Origin of the sequence: Caballeronia sp. J97, assembly GCF_905220305.1 — a bacterium.
Lineage (GTDB): Bacteria > Pseudomonadota > Gammaproteobacteria > Burkholderiales > Burkholderiaceae > Caballeronia.
Map to the genome: position 1 here is coordinate 400,898 of NZ_CAJMZL010000002.1, position 17,251 is coordinate 418,148.

At 64.6% G+C, this 17,251-nt stretch carries 14 protein-coding genes; 4 read left to right on the forward strand and 10 right to left on the reverse strand.

The features are described 5' to 3' along the window. Positions 1-57: 57 nt before the first annotated feature. The 4 genes from U4Y90_RS06265 to U4Y90_RS06280 form a co-directional block, all read right to left on the reverse strand. Positions 58-1,518 carry an efflux transporter outer membrane subunit gene (locus U4Y90_RS06265; protein WP_321793305.1) on the reverse strand — a complete coding sequence of 487 codons (1,461 nt, stop codon included), beginning with the start codon at positions 1,516-1,518 and terminating at the stop codon, positions 58-60. Continuing rightward, a complete protein-coding gene (locus U4Y90_RS06270; protein WP_321793307.1) occupies positions 1,515-2,756 on the reverse strand; it encodes an efflux RND transporter periplasmic adaptor subunit in 1,242 nt (413 codons plus the stop codon). Before U4Y90_RS06270 ends, U4Y90_RS06265 begins: the two co-directional genes overlap by 4 nt. 21 nt (positions 2,757-2,777) lie before the next feature. Continuing rightward, positions 2,778-5,963 carry an efflux RND transporter permease subunit gene (locus tag U4Y90_RS06275; protein WP_321793309.1) on the reverse strand — a complete coding sequence of 1,062 codons (3,186 nt, stop codon included), beginning with the start codon at positions 5,961-5,963 and terminating at the stop codon, positions 2,778-2,780. A gap of 359 nt (positions 5,964-6,322) precedes the next feature. Continuing rightward, complete coding sequence (locus U4Y90_RS06280; protein ID WP_321793311.1) at positions 6,323-6,604, reverse strand: DUF4148 domain-containing protein; 282 nt, start codon at positions 6,602-6,604, stop codon at positions 6,323-6,325. Between the two features lie 316 nt (positions 6,605-6,920). Between U4Y90_RS06280 and U4Y90_RS06285 the strand changes: the two genes are divergently transcribed. Further along, the gene (locus tag U4Y90_RS06285) at positions 6,921-8,252 is read left to right on the forward strand and encodes an Nramp family divalent metal transporter (RefSeq protein WP_321793313.1); all 1,332 of its coding nucleotides are present in this window, start codon (positions 6,921-6,923) and stop codon (positions 8,250-8,252) included. A 61-nt stretch (positions 8,253-8,313) separates the two neighbouring features. Here U4Y90_RS06285 and motB read toward each other — a convergent pair whose 3' ends face one another. Then, the gene (gene motB / locus U4Y90_RS06290) at positions 8,314-9,294 is read right to left on the reverse strand and encodes a flagellar motor protein MotB (RefSeq protein ID WP_321793314.1); all 981 of its coding nucleotides are present in this window, start codon (positions 9,292-9,294) and stop codon (positions 8,314-8,316) included. Positions 9,295-9,324: 30 nt separating this feature from the next. Continuing rightward, positions 9,325-10,197: a flagellar motor stator protein MotA gene (gene motA, locus U4Y90_RS06295; RefSeq protein WP_321793316.1), complete on the reverse strand. Its 873-nt coding sequence runs from the start codon at positions 10,195-10,197 to the stop codon at positions 9,325-9,327. A 258-nt stretch (positions 10,198-10,455) separates the two neighbouring features. On the opposite strand from motA, the gene U4Y90_RS06300 reads away from it, so the two are divergent. Together U4Y90_RS06300 and U4Y90_RS06305 are read left to right on the forward strand one after the other, a co-directional pair. After that, positions 10,456-11,274: a helix-turn-helix transcriptional regulator gene (locus U4Y90_RS06300; protein WP_321793318.1), complete on the forward strand. Its 819-nt coding sequence runs from the start codon at positions 10,456-10,458 to the stop codon at positions 11,272-11,274. 133 nt (positions 11,275-11,407) lie between these two features. Next, entirely contained in the window at positions 11,408-11,680 is a 273-nt protein-coding gene (locus tag U4Y90_RS06305) for a hypothetical protein (RefSeq protein ID WP_321793320.1), read from the forward strand. A 91-nt stretch (positions 11,681-11,771) separates the two neighbouring features. Here the strand turns inward: U4Y90_RS06305 and U4Y90_RS06310 are convergent, their stop codons facing one another. The 3 genes from U4Y90_RS06310 to U4Y90_RS06320 all read right to left on the reverse strand — a co-directional run bounded on the left by U4Y90_RS06310 (position 11,772) and on the right by U4Y90_RS06320 (position 14,917). After that, a complete protein-coding gene (locus tag U4Y90_RS06310; protein ID WP_156903131.1) occupies positions 11,772-11,939 on the reverse strand; it encodes a hypothetical protein in 168 nt (55 codons plus the stop codon). 98 nt (positions 11,940-12,037) lie between these two features. Then, the gene (locus tag U4Y90_RS06315; RefSeq protein ID WP_321793327.1) at positions 12,038-13,510 is read right to left on the reverse strand and encodes an MFS transporter; all 1,473 of its coding nucleotides are present in this window, start codon (positions 13,508-13,510) and stop codon (positions 12,038-12,040) included. Positions 13,511-13,624: 114 nt separating this feature from the next. Beyond that, entirely contained in the window at positions 13,625-14,917 is a 1,293-nt protein-coding gene (locus U4Y90_RS06320; protein ID WP_321793328.1) for an MFS transporter, read from the reverse strand. Between the two features lie 528 nt (positions 14,918-15,445). On the opposite strand from U4Y90_RS06320, the gene U4Y90_RS06325 reads away from it, so the two are divergent. Continuing rightward, positions 15,446-16,189, forward strand: coding sequence for a response regulator transcription factor (locus tag U4Y90_RS06325; protein ID WP_321793330.1), 744 nt, complete (start codon positions 15,446-15,448; stop codon positions 16,187-16,189). Between the two features lie 69 nt (positions 16,190-16,258). Here the strand turns inward: U4Y90_RS06325 and U4Y90_RS06330 are convergent, their stop codons facing one another. Further along, the gene (locus U4Y90_RS06330; RefSeq protein ID WP_321793332.1) at positions 16,259-17,164 is read right to left on the reverse strand and encodes a dihydrodipicolinate synthase family protein; all 906 of its coding nucleotides are present in this window, start codon (positions 17,162-17,164) and stop codon (positions 16,259-16,261) included. Between the last annotated feature and the right edge of the window lie 87 nt (positions 17,165-17,251).

The window sequence follows — 17,251 nt, forward strand, 5'->3', positions numbered from 1 at the left end:
TACCGCATTGTTCAACTGATAACTATACGAGCCTCGCGAGCATCGTGCTGACGTTTTCTATTCGCCAGAGCGGGTCGCATCGGCAACTTCCTGATTCTCGTTTGCCGCGTCGGTCGTGTTCCATCCACCGCCCAACGCCTTCACGAGCGCCACCGAGATAGTGCGCTGCTGCCCGCGAATCTGCACGTCCTGGCGCTCGCTCGTGAGCAATTGCTGCTGCGCGGTGATCACGTCGAGATAGGCGACGAGCCCGCCCGAATAGCGATCGTTCGCGAGCGACAGCAATCGCTGCGCATCGACGACCGCCGCGTGCGATTGCTTCGCCGCGCCGTCCAGCACCGACAATCCGACGATGCCGTCCTGCACTTGCTGGAACGCGCCGAGCACGGTCTGCCGATAGTTCGCGACAGCCGCGACATAGCCCTGATTCGCGAAGTCGACGGCCGCCGCGCGGCGGCCGCCATCGAACACGACCTGGCTCGCCATCGTGCCGATGGTCCACAGCAGGCTCGGCGCGGAAATCAGACTGGAGAACGCGGTGCTTTCCCAGCCGACCGTGCCGTTCAACGTGAGGCTCGGAAAGAACGCTGCCTTCGCCACGCCGATCTGCGCATTGGCCGCGGCCATCGCGCGCTCGGCGGACGCGACATCGGGTCTGCGCTGCAGCACGTCGCTCGGCACGCCGAGTGGTATCGACGGAAGCGGTTGGTCGTTCAGCTCCGGCGCGATCGAGAATTGCGGCGCCGGCGTGCCGACGAGCGCCGCGATTGCATGCTCGAACTGCGCGCGCTGGTTCAGCAGCAGTTGCGACTGCACGCGCGTCTGGTCGAGCAGCGCCTGTTGCTGCAGGACATCGAGGCCCGACACCGCGCCGAGATCGTGTTGCGCCTGCACGTAATCGAGCGCTTTTTTCTGCAGATCGACGGAGCGGTTCAGCACGTCGATTTCCCCATCGAGCTCGCGCATCGAGAAGTAGTCGCTGGCGAGATCGGTGGTGAGCACGAGACGCGCGTTCGCGAGATCGTCGCGCGATTCGTCGGCGGAGGCGCGCGCGCCTTCCACTTCGCGCCGGATGCGGCCGAAGAGATCGACGTCGTAGTTGACCGTCGGCGCGAGCTTCAGATCGTTCTGCACGGTCGAGCTGTTCGGCGTCGCGTAGTTGGTGACGGGTCGGTTCTTCGAAATGCGCGAGCGTGACGCGTTCGCGCCGAGATCGATTTCCGGCAGCGCGAGCGCGGACGTTTGCGCGAGCGTCGCGCGGGCTTGCGCGTAGTGCGCGCTCGCGGCGGCGAGCGTCTGATTCTGCGCGAGCGCCTGCGTTTCCAGGCCGTTCAGCGTGACGTCGCCGAAGCCTTGCCACCATTCGAGCGCGACCGGCGCATGCGACGGTTCGCCCACGCGCCAGTACGAATCCGTCTTCCAGGTCGGCGGCGCTTCGGCGACGGGCCGATGATAGTCGGGCCCGACGGTGCACGCCGCGAGCATCGATATCAGCGTGATGGAGAGCACGGCTTTCATGATGCCGCCTTGCTGCCCGATGCGGGCTGCGCTTGCTTCTGCTGCGGCGCGATCACGACATGGTCGCCGTCGGCGATCGAGTCGCTCGGGTTGATGATGACCTTGTCGGTCGCCTCGATGCCGCTCTCGATTTCGAGCGATTGCCCGAGATCCTGGGCGATCACGATCTTGTGCAGACGCACGTGACCGTCGGCATCGACGACCGCGAGGCGCGGGCCTTCGGCGCGAAAGAGCAGGGCGTTGCCCGGCACGAGCAGGCGCGCGTGCGCGGTCGCGGGCAGCGCGACCTGCACATACGCGCCGGGCCGCAGGCGCGCGTCGGGATTGGGCAGCGTCACTTCGACCTGCAGCGAGCGCGTGGGCACGTCGATCGCGCCGGAAATGTGGGTGATCTTGCCGCGAAACTGCTGGCCCGGCAGCTCGGCCTGCGAGACCGTCACATCCTGCCCGACGGACACGTTCTGCGCATACGCCTGCGGCAGTTGCACGAACACGCGCAGCGGATCGGACTGCGCGAGCGCGAAGAGCGCGCGGCTCGTGCCGCTGCCGGCATCGATGAGATCGCCGACATCGACATTGCGCTGCGTGACGACGCCCGCGAACGGCGCGACGACGCGCTTGAACGATTCGAGCTGACGCAGACGCTTCACGTTGGCGTCGGCGGCGGCGAGGTTCGCGACGTCCTGGTTGTACGTGCTTTGCCGCTCGTCGAGCTCCTGTTGCGATACGGCGTCGCGCTGACGCAGTTGCTGCCAGCGTTCGAGCGAGCTCTTCGCGAGGCCGAGGCTCGATGCGGTCTGATCGCGTTGCGCCACGGCTTGCGCGAGCTCCTGATCGATCTCGGGCGTGTCGAGGTCGGCGAGCACCTGGCCTTGCTTGATGCGCGCGCCGATATCCACATACCAGTGCAACAGATAACCGGTCGCGCGCGCATAGATCGGCGATTCGACGAAGCCGCGCAGCGTGCCGGGCAAGGTCGTTTCACCGCCGCCGTCGGTTTGCGTCGGCATGACGACGTTCACGTACTGCTGCGCGTTCTGTTGCGTGCGCGTGGCGATCGAACGGCCATGCAGCATGTCGGTGACGACGGTGCGCGCCGCGCCGATCGCGAGCAGCGCGAGCACGATGACGAGCGCGATCTTCGCGCGCTTCCATTCGACATGGCGCGGCGGCAGCGCCGGTCCTTCGTTCGGGTCGCGAGCGGGAATCGCAAGCGATGCGTGGTTCTTTTCGGTCATGTTCGTCGGGATGCCTGGATGTCAGTGTTGGCCGGTGCCGTCTTCATGCTGCGTCTGGCCGCGGCGCGCGGCGCGGCGCGCGAGACGCGCGTGAATGCCCGCAAACACGAGCGGCACGAAAAAGAGTGTGGAAACCGTTGCGAACAGCAGACCGCCGATCACCGCGCGGCCGAGCGGCGCGTTCTGTTCGGCGCCTTCGCCGAGGCCGAGCGCCATCGGAATCATGCCGATGATCATCGCGAAGGCCGTCATCAGCACGGGGCGTATGCGGCTCGCGCCCGCTTCGAGCGCGGCGGTGAGCGGCGGCATGCCGGCGTTCAGGCGCTGGCGCGCGAACGACACCATCAGAATGCTGTTCGCGGTGGCGACGCCCATCGTCATGATCGCGCCGGTGAGCGCGGGCACGCTCAGATGCGTGCCGGTGAGAAAGAGCATCCAGATGATGCCTGCGAGCGCGGCGGGCAATGCGCTCACGATGATGAGCGGATCGATCCACGACTGGAAGTTCACGACGATCAGCAGATACACGAGCACGATCGCCATTGCGACACCGAGGCCGAGGCCGAAGAACGACGTGCGCATGGTTTCGACCTGACCGCGCACGACGATCTGGCTGCCGCGCGGAAGCGTCTTGCGCGCTTCGTCGACGAGATGATTCACCTGCCGCGCGACGCCGCCGAGATCGCGCCCTTCGACGCTCACGAAGAGGTCGATCACGGGCCGGATGTTGTAGTGCGTGACCACCGCGAACTGATTCTGCGGCGAGAGGCGCACGAGGTTGCCGAGCAGTTGCGTCGGTCCGTTGATCGACGCGGACACGGGCGTGCGCAGCAGTTCGTCGATCGACGAGACCTGATACTGCGGCGTCTGCACCGCGAGGTTGTATTCGACGCCATTGCGCGGATTGAACCAGAATCCCGGCGCGGTTTGCGAGCTTCCCGACAGCGATACGAGCACGTTCTGCGCGACATTGCTCGCGGAGAGATTGAGTTGTTGCAGGCGCGTGCGATCCATCTGCAAATCGATCGCGGGCTCGTCGAGCTTCTGCTGGATGTGCGTGTCGACATTGCCGGGAATCATGCGGATCTGCTTCATCAGCCTGCTCGCGACTTCGAAGTTCGCCTGACCGTTTTGTCCTTGAATCTGCACGTCGATCGCGGCGGGCAGGCCGAAGTTCAGGATCTGCGTGACGATATCGGCGGGCTGAAAGAAGAACTCGACGCCGGGGAAGCGGCGCGGCAGGAGCGCGCGCAGTTCGTCGATGTACTTTTGCGTCGGCGCGTGATCGGGATTGAGCGCGACCTGGATTTCGCCGTCGAGCGTGCCGATCGTTCCGGCATTGCTGTACGACAGGTTGATGCCGCTATAAGGCAGGCCGAGGTTGTCGAGTATCGTCGCGAGTTCGTCTTGCGGCACGATCTGGCGCACGACCTTTTCGACTTCATCCGCGAGACGCGCGGTTTCCTCGATGCGCGTGCCGGTCGGCGCGCGCATGTGCAGACGGATATCGCCCGCATCGACGCTCGGGAAGAAGTCTTCGCCGAGCACAAACACGAGGCCCGCCGAGAGCAGGCAGAAGCCGAGAAATAGCGAAGCGAACATACGACGCTTCACGAGCAGGCTCGACAGGATCACGATATACGCGCCGCGCATGCGCTCGAAGCCGCGATCGAAACGGCGATGCAGGCGCACGAAGAGATTCGGCTTCGTCCTGGCATCGGGCGCGTGCGCGTGACCCATCAACAGCATCGCGAGCGTCGGCACGAGCGTGCGCGACAGGATGTACGACGCGAGCATCGCGAACACGACCGCCTCCGCGAGCGGCACGAACAGGAATTTGGCGACGCCGGTGAGGAAGAACATCGGCACGAACACGATGCAGATGCACAGCGTCGAAACGAGCGCGGGCACGGCGATTTCGCCCGCGCCTTCGAGAATCGCGTCATGCAGGTTCGTTCCCATGTGCAGATGGCGCTCGATGTTTTCGATCGTCACCGTGGCATCGTCGACGAGAATGCCGACCGCGAGCGCGAGACCGCCCAGCGTCATGATGTTGATGGTCTGCCCGAGCGCGTGCAGCACGATCAGCGACGAGAGAATCGACAGCGGTATCGAAATCGCGATGATGCAGGTGCTGCGCCAGTTGCCGAGAAAGAGCAGGATCATCGCGGCGGTGAGCGCGGCGGCGATCAGCGCTTCGCGCACCACGCCCTGCACGGCGGCTTTCACGAACACGGACTGATCGAAGAGCGCGCTGATCTTCAGATCCGGCGGCAGGGACGCGCGCGCCTGCGGCAAGAGGTCTTGCAGCGTGTTGACGATGGATAGCGTCGACGCGTTGCCGTTCTTCAGCACCGAGATCAGCACGCCGCGATGCCCGTCCTGCCGCACGATGTTGGTCTGCGGCGAGAAGCCGTCGCGCACGTGCGCGACTTCGCGCAGATACGTCGTCGCGCCGTTGATCGTGCGCACGGGAATGTCGTTCAGGCCCGCCACGGTCGCGGGCGAGCCGTTCATGTTGATCGTGTATTCGCGCGGGCCGATCTTCGCGGTGCCGGTGGGCAGGATCAGGTTCTGCGCGTTGACGGCCTGCACGACATCGGTGGGCGTCAGGCCTTTGGCGAGGAGCGCGCGCGTGTCGAGATCGACGGAGATGAGGCGCGTCTTGCCGCCGTACGGGTAAGGCACGGCCGCGCCGGGAATCGTCACGAGCTGCGGACGAAGGAAGTTGAGTGCGGTGTCGTTCAGGTCCTGCTCGGATTGCCGTGGACTGGACAGGCCGAGCTGGATCACCGGAATGCTCGACGCCGAATAGCTGATCACGAGCGGCGGCGTCGCGCCCGGCGGCATCTGCTTGAGCTGAGCCTGCTCGACGGCGACGGTCTGCGCGATCGCGGTCTGGATGTTCGCGGTGGGTTGCAGAAAGAGCTTGATGATCGCGATGCCCTGCAGCGACTGCGACTCGATGTGCTCGATGTTGTTCACCGTGGTCGTGAGACTGCGCTCGTTGACCGACGTGATGCGGTTGGCCATGTCCTGCGCGGAAAGGCCGGTGTAGTTCCAGATGATGCTGACGACGGGAATATCGATTTCAGGAAGCACGTCCACTGGCGTCGTCACGAGGACGAACGGCGTCGCCAGCAGAATCATGATGGCCATCACGATGAACGTGTAGGGCCGCTTGAGCGCAACGTTGACTATCCACATTGGGTCGTTCGGAAGATGCTGGGGAAGGGCGCTGCGAACGAGGCGGACGCGGCGCGCGGGACGCAATGACGGAACAAGGCGTGCGGTTCGCCATCCGTGTCGCAATGGTAATGGCGGGGTGCCAACGACAATATGGCGTGAATATGGCGCTTATGTCAGATTAGGCGATTTGAAAGCAAGCTTGCGAAAGCGTGCGGTCAGGACCGCGCGCTTGCATTGAACAGGGCGGGAATAGCGGGGCGTGGGGACGGGTAACGCTTTACATCGGGCGCAAGCTCATGAGCGAGACGGCGCGGGATCGATCGCGTGTTGCGGGAACCGTGCGTGTCTCGTTCGAGGAGCGTGTCAGCGTAGTTGCGTTACTGCGGAGTCTGTCCGAGCGGCGTCGTCGACATTGTGCGTCCGGAAGACGAAGAGCCGTCGCTCGACGCGCCGTACGCGCTTTGTGCGCTGACCTTTGCTTCGGCAGCCTGAATGTCGTTCGGATAGAACGTGTCGCGCTCGGACGGGTTATAGCCGGCTTGCTCGACGCGTTGCAGATCCTGCTTGACCTGCGCGCGCGTCAGGCCGTCGGATTGAGCGAGTGCGGCGAGCGGCGCGGCGGCAAGGGCGATGGCGGCAATGCGTGTGATCAGTTTCATGGCGTGCTCCTCATGCGTTTGAAGGATGAACGCGGCGTGCGGTTGCGCGATGTGCAGCGTCGGCACGCTTACCACAGCCACCACTGAATTCTATTTGTCGTACGGTGACGACATGCTGGCGATCAGATGGCGGTATGGTCAGATTGGAGCGTCGACTGAACGAGCAAAGAGCGTAGCGAAGAGGCATCTGTGATTCCATCCAGCCGGTGATAGACTCGCCCGCGTGAGGCGGTCTGTAAGCCGGTTAAAAGAACATCGTACGCGGGCATGATGCGCCTGAAAGCGCGTCCCCGACATCGCAACAGGAACCGATAAATTGCCGTTCAATCTGCCGACCACGGCCACCGCGCCGTTTTGTCCATCGGAAGTCAAAGGCTCGGTCGCCGTTGCGCCGGGCGCGCCGCTCTGGAAGAAGCTCCTGCAGTTCGCGGGGCCCGGCCTGCTCATTTCGATCGGGTATATGGACCCCGGCAACTGGGCGACCGACATCGAAGCCGGATCACGATATGGCTATAGCCTGCTCTTCGTCGTCGTGTTGTCGAGCGTCGCGGCGATGGTGCTGCAATGCCTTTCGATGCGGCTCGGCATCGTCACCGGGAAGGATCTCGCGCAGCTATCGAGAGAACGTTACGCGAAGCCGGTCGCGAACGTGCAATGGATGCTCGCCGAGTTATCGATCATCGCCTGCGATCTCGCGGAAGTGCTCGGCGGCGCGCTTGCGTTTCATTTGCTGTTCGGCGTTTCGCTGATGTGGGGCGTCGTGCTCACCGCGTTCGATACGCTCATCGTGCTCGGCCTGAAGGGGAAGAACTTCCGTGATCTCGAAGCGATCATGCTCGGGCTCATCGCGACGATCGGCGTGGGATACATCGTCGAGCTCGTGCTCGTCAAGCCGCATTGGCCTTCGGTTGCGGCAGGACTCGTGCCGTCGATCCACGCGTTGAGCGATCGCGAGCCGCTCTATCTCGCGATCGGCATACTCGGCGCTACCGTGATGCCGCATAACCTGTATCTGCATTCGTCGATCGTGCAGACGCGGGTCGTTCATCGCGATGCGAAGAGCCTTGCATCCGCGATCAATCTTTCGCGGCTTGATACCATCGTGTCGCTCGTTCTTGCGCTGCTGATCAATGCGGCGATCCTGATTCTCGCGGCATCGGCCTTTCACGCGACGGGGCATACGCAAGTCACCGAGATCGAAGATGCGTACAAGCTGCTTGCGCCGATCGTCGGCACCGGGCTGGCTGCGATTCTGTTCGCGGTGACGCTGTTCGCTTCGGGACAAAGCTCGACGTTCACCGGGACCATTGCAGGGCAGGTGATCATGGAAGGATTCCTGCAACTGAAAATTCCTTGCTATCAGCGCAGATTCATCACGCGTGCGCTCGCGCTCGTGCCCGCGCTGATCGGCGTGTATGCGATGGGAAACGGGGCGGTCGGCAAGCTGCTCGTCGCGAGTCAGGTCGTGCTGAGTCTGCAGTTGCCGTTCGCGCTTTATCCTTTGATTCGGATGACGAACGATCGCGGGCTGATGGGGATCTTCGCGAACAAGCCGCACATGAAGTGCGTCGCGTGGGCGCTGTTCGTGGTCATCAGCGCGGCGAATATCTGGCTCGTGGTGCAGACGGTCGCGGAATGGATCGGCTGAAATGACGTGCGCCATGCACTTTTCCAGGTGCATGGCGCTTCAGGAAAGCCGTCCTCGTTGCCTACTTCACCACCGCCACCGGCACATTCGATTTGGCCGCGACCGCCGCTGGAATCGCCGTATCGACAGGCCGCGTTTCATCCACCGTGGTCCGTCCGCCGTCGCGGAAGAATGCCTGCTCGGCCGCCTTGTTCAAAACGAGGATACTGATCCGCCGGTTGGTCGGCTCATCGACGACTTCCTTGTTGAGCGGCAGCACGTCGGCAAGCCCGCGAACCTGTAGCACCTTGCTTTCCTTCATGCCGCCCGCGACCAGCGCACGCCTCGCGGCATTCGCCCGCTCGCTAGAAAGCTCCCAGTTCGAATAGCCCGCCTGATTGCCGGAATAAGCCACCGCATCCGTGTGCCCCGCGATCGACACGCGGTTGTCCACATCGTTCAGCGACGCGCCGATGTTGGTCAGGATCGTCGTCACATAGCTTTCGAGCCTGGAGCTGCCAGAAGCGAACATCGGCCGCTTGAGCGAATCGACGATCTCGATGCGCAAGCCTTCGCTCGTGATCGCGATGCGAATCTGATCCTTGAACGCGCGCAACGCAGGCATCTGTTCGATGAGCGCCATCAGCTTCTGCTTGAGTTGCTGCAGCTTCTGCAAGTCTTCCATCGCGACGGCCGCGCGCGCGATCGACTGCGGCACCGGTTGCGTCTGACTCTTGTTGCCTTCACCGGGGCGCGTGCTCGACAGATCCTTGCCGCCGCCCGTGATGACGCTCGTATGCGCCGAAGCGCCGCCATCGTTGCCGAACAATGCGGAGAGCGGCGTATTGAAGTACTGCTCGATGCCTTCCTTGTCGTACTTCGACGTCGAGCCGAGCAGCCACATCAACAGGAAGAACGCCATCATCGCGGTGACGAAGTCGGCGTAGGCGATCTTCCACGCGCCGCCATGATGGCCGTGGCCGTGCCCCTTCTTCTTGCGCTTCACGACGACGGTCGGCGCAAGCACGGATTGCAGCGGATCGCGTGACGGTTTTTCAGCCATGAGCGTAAGTCCTTTGCGTGTCCGATAACATCAGGAAGCCGACTTCGGCATCTTGGTCGCGCGCACCGCGTCGTCGAGTTCCTTGAAGCTCGGACGATCGGCGGTGAAGAGCACCTTGCGGCCGAACTCGACGGCCACGGTCGGCGCATAGCCGTTCATCGATGCGAGCAGCACGGACTTCACGCACTGAAACGGCTTCGCTTCGGCGGTGCCCTTCGCGTTGAGCAGATCCGCGAGCGGTCCGATGAAGCCATACGCGAGCAGAATGCCGAGGAACGTGCCGACGAGCGCACCGGCGATCATCTCGCCGAGCACCGCGGGCGCGGCGCCGACCGAGCCCATCGTGTGCACGACGCCCATCACCGCCGCGACGATGCCGAAGGCAGGCAGACCGTCCGCCATCTTCTGGATCGCATTCGCGGCGACCGAGCTTTCGGCGTGATGCGTTTCGAGTTCTTCGTCCATCAGGTCCTGCATTTCGAGCGCATTGACATTGCCCGCCGACATCATCCGCAGATAGTCGACGATGAAATCGAGCAGATGATGATCGGCCATCACGTGTTCGTACTTCTGAAAGAGCGGGCTGGACTCGGGCGCGTCGACATCGGCTTCGAGGGCCATCATGCCTTCCTTGCGCGCTTTCTGAAGCAGTTCGTAGAGCAGGGCGATCAGCGAGAGATATTTCTCTTTCGTGTAGCCGCCGCCTTTGAAGGCCTTCGGGATGGATTGCAACGTCTTCTTGAGCGTCGGCGTCGGATTCGATACGACGAACGCGCCGATCGCTGCGCCGAAAATGCACAGCAGCTCGAACGGTTGCACGAGCGCGGCAAGATGACCGCCGACGCCGACGAAGCTTCCGATCACCGAGCCGATGACCACCACCCAACCGATGATGACAAACATGTTTTCTCCGCAAATGTCCGGGCGCCGCGGGCCGTGCGTGCTCGGGATCGAGGCGCGCACGGCTCGCGACGCATTGTTCGCTTGTTGTGGGGCTTATCGGCTCGGAAGTGCCGGAGATTTAGGGTGGCGCGCGCAAGTTTTTCTGCGCAAAGGTTTGCGGGGTAAATCTTACGTTCGTTCGCTGCAGGCTCGAGGGTGTCGGCCGATTACGTCGCGGGTAATGGATCGCGTGCACATGTTTCGTCTAACATCGCTCGCATGAACTCGACCCTCGCACACCCTGTCGTTCAATCGGGCGTCGGCACGCTGTTGCGCGAATGGCGCCAGCGACGACGCATGAGTCAACTCGATCTCGCGGGCGTCGCCGATGTCTCGACGCGTCATCTGAGCTTCGTCGAATCGGGCCGCTCGCTGCCGAGCCGGGAGATGTTGATGCGGCTTTCCGAGCAACTCGATGTGCCGCTGCGCGAGCGCAACACGCTGCTCGTGGCGGCCGGTTATGCGCCGCTGTATCGGGAGCGCGCCCTCGGCGATCCGCAGCTCGACGCGGCGCGGCGCGCTGTCGATCTGGTGCTGAAGGGCCACGAGCCGTATCCCGCGCTCGCGGTCGATCGTCACTGGACGATGGTCGCGGCCAATGCTGCGCTTGCGCCGCTCGTCGCGTCGGCACGGGCGGAACTGCTGGCGCCGCCGGTCAACGTGCTGCGCCTGTCGATGCATCCGCAAGGTCTCGCCGATGCGATCGACAACTGGCACGAATGGCGCGCGCATCTGCTCGCGCGCTTGCGCCGGCAGATCGACGTGTCGGGCGATGCCACGCTCGTCGCGCTCCTTGCGGAACTCGAAGCGTATCCGCCGCCCGCGCATGCGCGGCACGAATCGTGCGTCGAGACAGATCCGGTCGTCGTGCCCTTGCGCATGCGTACGCGGCATGGCGTTCTGTCGTTCTTCAGCACGACGACGGTGTTCGGCACGCCAGTCGATATCACCTTGTCGGAGCTTGCGATCGAAGCCTTCTTTCCCGCCGACGATGCCACCGCGGCCATTCTTCGCGAACTCGCCGCACCGGGACGTTGAGCTTGCGTCGCTGCGCGCGTGCTTACAGAATTGACCCTGGTCCGAATGTGCGGATCAATGAGAAGGCAGGCTGCGTGGCGAGCGGTACGCGGCTTGCGTCACAGCTTTTGTCCAACCAACGCGGAAGACGGCGATGATTCAAACATTCGAGCAAGTGATCGGCGGGCAAAAGATGCAGTTCTGCGCGAGCATCGCGGAAGGCGGCGGCCCGGCGCGCGTCATCATCAGTCGCGCGGATTCGGCGGAGTCGCTCGTGATCGTCGAGGCCAATGGCATCATCGGCGCGATCAAGGCGGAAGTGGAAGCGCCCGCTACGCTCGTCGCCGATGCCGTGCGCAAGGCGCAGCAGGAAGCGCTGATCGAGCGCGCGCTGGAAACCGGCGCCGTGCAGACGACGAGCCTGTAGCGTTTTTTGCCCGTCACGCGCGTAAAAATGCCCGCGCGGCGCATGCGGCCGCGCGGGCATCGCTTTATGCGCCCGATGATCGCTCAGTGAGTCACATGCGCGGCTCGCCGTTCTTCGGATCGGCGGGCACCATCGGCGTGGCGGAATCCGGGCCGTCGGGCATGTCCGGGTCGTCGGGATTCGGCGGAGCGTCGGGGTCGAGCAGCTTGTCCGGGTCCGGTTCGAGCGGCTCCTCGGGGGAGCGGGGCATCGTCGACATGATGTTCTCCTCAAAGAATTCGTGGCGCGCGCGCTGACGCGATTTCCAGCGCGTTTCGCCGGAGCGTCGCAACGGGCGTTCCCGCCTTTGCTCGTCACTCATTCGGCTTCGTCCGGGAGCGGGCCGCACGCGCGGTTCGGTTCCTTCGTCTTCGCGCTCGCCGGGTTGTTCACATGACGCGCGATCAACGCGGCGCACAACAGCAGCGCGACGGAGATTCCGGCGGACCAGCGCACCGCATCGACGACGGCTGCGGCGGGTGCGGCGCCATCGCCGTGGGCCGCGAGTGCGCCGAACGCCGCGACGCCGATCGCGCCCGCCGCCTGCCGCGCGGTGTTGAGCACCGCCGAAGCGGTGCCCGCGCGTTGCTGGCCGACGGTGCCGAGCAACGCGGTGGTCATCGCCGGGACGGCGAGGCCCATCCCCGATGGAATCAGCAGGAAGGGCACGAGCAGCGCGGTGGTGGACGTCGTCGCATCGACGAAAGCGAGGGCGGCGAAACCGGCGGCATCGAGCAGTGCGCCGAAGATCATCGGGCCGCGCGAGCCGAAGCGCGCCACGGCAGGACCGCTCGCCAGATTCGAGATCAGGAAGCCGCCGGTCAGCGGCAGAAACGCGAGGCCGGTCTGCAAGGGCGTGTGGCCGAGCACGCGCTGCACATACAGGCTCAGTAGGAACACCATCCCATAATAGGTGAGATTCACGCCGATGCCGAAGACCACCGCCGCGCTGAACGTGCGCTCGGCAAAGAGCGAGAGCGGCAGCATCGGCGCGCGGCTTCTGCGTTCGATCGCGATGAACGCGCTGCCTGCCGCCAGCGCGAGCACGAGCGCGCCCGCCACGAGCGGATGCGCCGGCCCGAGCGGGCGCAACTCGATCACCGCGCCGACGAACGACGCCAGCGCGACGATCGCGAGCGCCTGGCCGGGCAGGTCGATGCCGCGCGCATGACCGGCATCGTTGGCGCGCGCTTTTTCGATCCACGCGAGGGTCGCGACGATGCCGGCCGCGCAGATCGGCAGATTGACCCAGAAGATGCTGCGCCAGCCGAACGCCGCGATCAGCACGCCGCCGAAAATCGGCCCGGCCGCGATCGACACCGCGCCCGCCGCCGTCCACAGGCCGACCGCACGCGCGCGCAGACGCCGGTCATGGCCGCATGCCGCGTTCAGTAGCGCGAGCGAGTTCGGCAGCATCGCCGCCGCGCCGACGCCTTGCAGCGCACGCGCGGCGATCAGTTGCGCCGCATCGCGCGAAAACGCGCACGCGAGCGAAGCCAGCGCGAAGAGCGCGAGCCCGCCGAGGAACATGCGCCGCGCGCCGAAGCGATCGCCCAGCGAGCCGCCTGAGAGCATCAGCGCGGCGAAGGCGAGCGCGTAACTGTCGACGGTCCATTGCAGGCTCGCGACGCTCGCGCGCAGATCGTGGCCGATGCTCGCGAGCGCGACATTGACGATCGAGACATCGAGCTGGGAGACGACGAAACCGACGCTCGTCGCCGTGACGACGAGCATCTGTCGCGCGGACAGGCGCGTTTCGGAAGCGGAAAGGTTCGAGTTCATGCCGTTCATCGTAGGCGCGCCGCGCGTGCGAAGTTTCGGCGCGGGCTGAAACGTGAAAGCGGAATGAAAAAATGGCGCGCCGCATCGACGGCGCGCCATTTTCGTGAAATCGCTCGTGCCGGATCAGCGCGCTTGCTTGATGAAGAGCGTCGTCAGCGCGCCGACCGCGCACAGTGCGCCGACGTAGATCGCGGGCGCCATCGGGCTCGACTTCATCATCAGCGAGACGACGATCGGCGTGAGTCCGCCGAACACCGCGTACGCGACGTTGTACGAAAACGAGATGCCCGAGAAGCGCACGGCGGGCGGGAACGACTTGACCATCACGAACGGAATCGCGCCGATCACGCCGACGAAAAAGCCCGTCAGCGCGTACCACGGCAGCAGCACGGCGGCATCGGCGGCGACCCGCTGGAACATCAGCCAGTACGACACGGCGAGCGCCGCGCCGCCGACGAAGATCGTCTTGCCCGCGCCGATGCGGCCCGCGATCGCGCCGGCCAGCACGCAGCCGATCGTCAGGCACAGCGTCGCCGCGCAGTTCGCGACGAGCACCGTCGCCGGCGCGATGTGGAACTGCTTCTGCAGCAGCGTGGGCGTCATCAGGATCACGACGACGATCGCCGCGGAGAGCATCCACGTGAGCAGCATGGACACGATGACGGCGCGACCGTGATCGCGCAGCACGGCCTTCAGCGGAAGTTCCGCCGCGAGCGACTTGCGCTTCTGCAACTCGGCGAAGACCGGCGTTTCATGCAGCCAGCGGCGCAGATAAACGGAACACAGACCGAAGATGCCGCCGAGCAGGAAGGGCAGACGCCACGCGAAATCGGCGACTTCGGCCGGCGCGAAAGTCTTGTTGATCGCGGTGGCGATCAGCGAGCCGAGCAGGATGCCCGCCGTCAGACCCGCCGTGAGCGTGCCGCACGCATAGCCGACATGCCGCCCCGGCACATGCTCCGACACGAACACCCACGCGCCCGGCACTTCGCCGCCGACGGCCGCGCCCTGCATCACGCGAAACAGGAGCAGCAGCACGGGCGCCATCAGGCCGATCGACGCGTAGGTCGGCAGGAGGCCCATCAGGAGCGTCGGCACGGACATCAGCAACACCGAAAGCGTGAACATGCGCTTGCGGCCGAGCAGATCGCCGAAGTGCGCCATGACGATGCCGCCGAGCGGACGGGCGAGATATCCCGCCGCGAAGATGCCGAAAGTCTGCAATTGGCGCAGCCAGTCCGGAATCGACGGTGGAAAGAACAATTGGCCGATCACCGGCGCGAAGAACACGAAGATGATGAAGTCGTAGAACTCGAGCGCGCCGCCGAGCGCGGCGAGCGTGAGCGTCTTGTAATCGCCGCGCGTGAGCGCGCGGCCGGCCGCGCGCGGGGCGTCGGTCAGAGGTGTTGCCTGCATCGAAAAAAAGAACCCGTGAGTGGAAAAGCCACGCGTGACGCGCGGTGGGACGAGGCTTTGCCCTGCGGGAGTGACTCAACGCGCCGGGTGGACGCGAAGCGAAGGCCCGGGCGTGGAACGGGAACGAACCGGCCAGGAACCAGCGGGCGCGGATTCGACGCCGCCGCCCGTCATCCGCGCTGCGGGATGCGACGGACAGTCGCGACGCAGCGTGCTACGCAACGTCTCGGTAAGACGGCGCCAGCGGGAACTTTTGAGCCAAAGGGGGCATGTTACAGGACGAAAGCCGACGCAAAAGCGAAAACCCGTTCTATTTTCGAGATGGTTGCGCGCATCAGACGCCGTTGGGGCGACCCGGTGCGCAGTCACATGCGTTGACAATTCGGATGAGTCCGATGGGAAAGGGTCGCACGGCTGCCCAGAATTCGCAGCTTGAATATCCTCGTCTCATCCCGCGACGAGACGCCCGGCGGGCGCCCGCAATGCGGCTTCCGCCTCATGTCCCTTGGACTCATCAGGTAAGACACCATGCGCGTCGCCGTTTTGCAAACCGACCCAAGTTATCGAAATCTCATCAGCGATGTCGTCAAGCGACTCGGCCACACCTGCGTGACCTTCGGCGATGGCCTCGTGCTATCGAAGGCGCTGTCCCGCTCCACGGTCGATCTGCTGATTCTCGACTGGAATTCCACGGGCCTTTGCGGTCTGGATCTGCTGAAATCCGTGCGCTCGAGTTTCGGCGAGCGCGTGCCGGTTCTGTTCGCGACGCCGGACGGCGCCGAGCACAACGTAGTCTGCGCGCTCACGGCCGGCGCCGACGACTACGTCGTTTATCCGATTCGCCCGGGCGAGTTCGGCGCGCGCGTCGAAGCGCTGTTGCGCCGCGCGTATCCCGCGGCCACCAGCGCGTGCCTCGAAGTCGGGCCGTATCGTTTCGATGCCCGGCAGCAGACCGTCACCGTGCGCGGCAAGCCGGTGCAGTTGAGCGGCACGCAATTCCGTCTCGCGCAGCTTTTCTTCTCGAATATCGGCCGCGTGCTGTCGCGCGACCATATCTTCGCGATGGTCTGGGGCCGCGAGTTCCGCGAAACCACGCGCACCATCGACAGCCATGTTTCGCGCCTGCGTCTCGCACTGGAAATCGAGCCGGTCAACAATTTCCGCTTGCAACCTGTCTACAAGAGCGGTTATCGCCTGCTGCATCTCTACGATGAAGGCGAAGCTTCGGGCGACGGCCTCACTGACCCCGCACCTGCGCAGATCGCGGCCTGAAGTCGATAGCAGCGAACGAATGAATGCCGTCGGGTCGACCCGACGGCATATTTCATTTCCGCGCGTTGTTCAGACTGCCGGCAGTGCCGGGCGCGTCTCGATGCTGCGGCGAATCAGCGCTTCGACCTCCTTGCGCTCGTCGCCCGCGAGCGGCAGGCGCGGCGGCCGCACCGGCTCCGTGCCCAGTCCGACGATCGCCTCGGCGAGCTTGATGTTCTGCACGAGTTTGTGCGACACGTCGAGCGCGAGCAGCGGCGCGAACCAGCGGTAGATCGTGCGCGCTTCCTCGACACGCCCCGCGCGAATCAGCTTGTGGATCGCCACCGTCTCGCGCGGGAACGCGCACACGAGGCCCGCGACCCAGCCGTGCGCGCCCATCAGGATCGCTTCCATCGCGAGATTGTCGACGCCGCAGAAGAGCGCATAGCGGTCGCCCGTTTCGTTGATGAGATCGGTGATGCGGCGCACGTCGCCGCTCGATTCCTTGATCGCCGCGAATTTCTCGTTTTCGGCGAGTTCGGCGAACATCTTCGGCGTGACATCGACGCCATAGGCGAGCGGGTTGTTGTAGACCATCAGCGGCAGCGGGCTCGCGTCGGCGACCATGCGGAAGTGATTGAGCGTCTCGCGCCGGTCCGACAGATAACGCAATCCCGGCAGCACCATATAGCCTGCCGCGCCGTGGCGCGCGGCGCGCTCGGCCTGGCGGCACCCGTCGAGCGTGCTGTTCTCCGCGATGGTCAGCAGCACCGGCACGCGGCCGCGCGCGGCGTCCACGGCGATGTCGAGCACCTCGAGTTTTTCGTCGAGCGACAATGTCGATGCTTCGCCGAGCGATCCGCACACGATGATGCCATCCACGCCCGCTTCGATCTGCGCGTCGATATTCTTCGCGGTCCACGCACGGTCTATGCTGAAATCGGCGTTGAACTTGGTGGTCACGGCGGGCATCACGCCTTCCCAGATATGCGTCACGGCAGCTCTCCGAAATTGATTGGATGGCAGGCAGTGTAAGCACCGAAAAATCGTGCGTCTTGCGCATTTCGCGCGCACCGCGCGCCG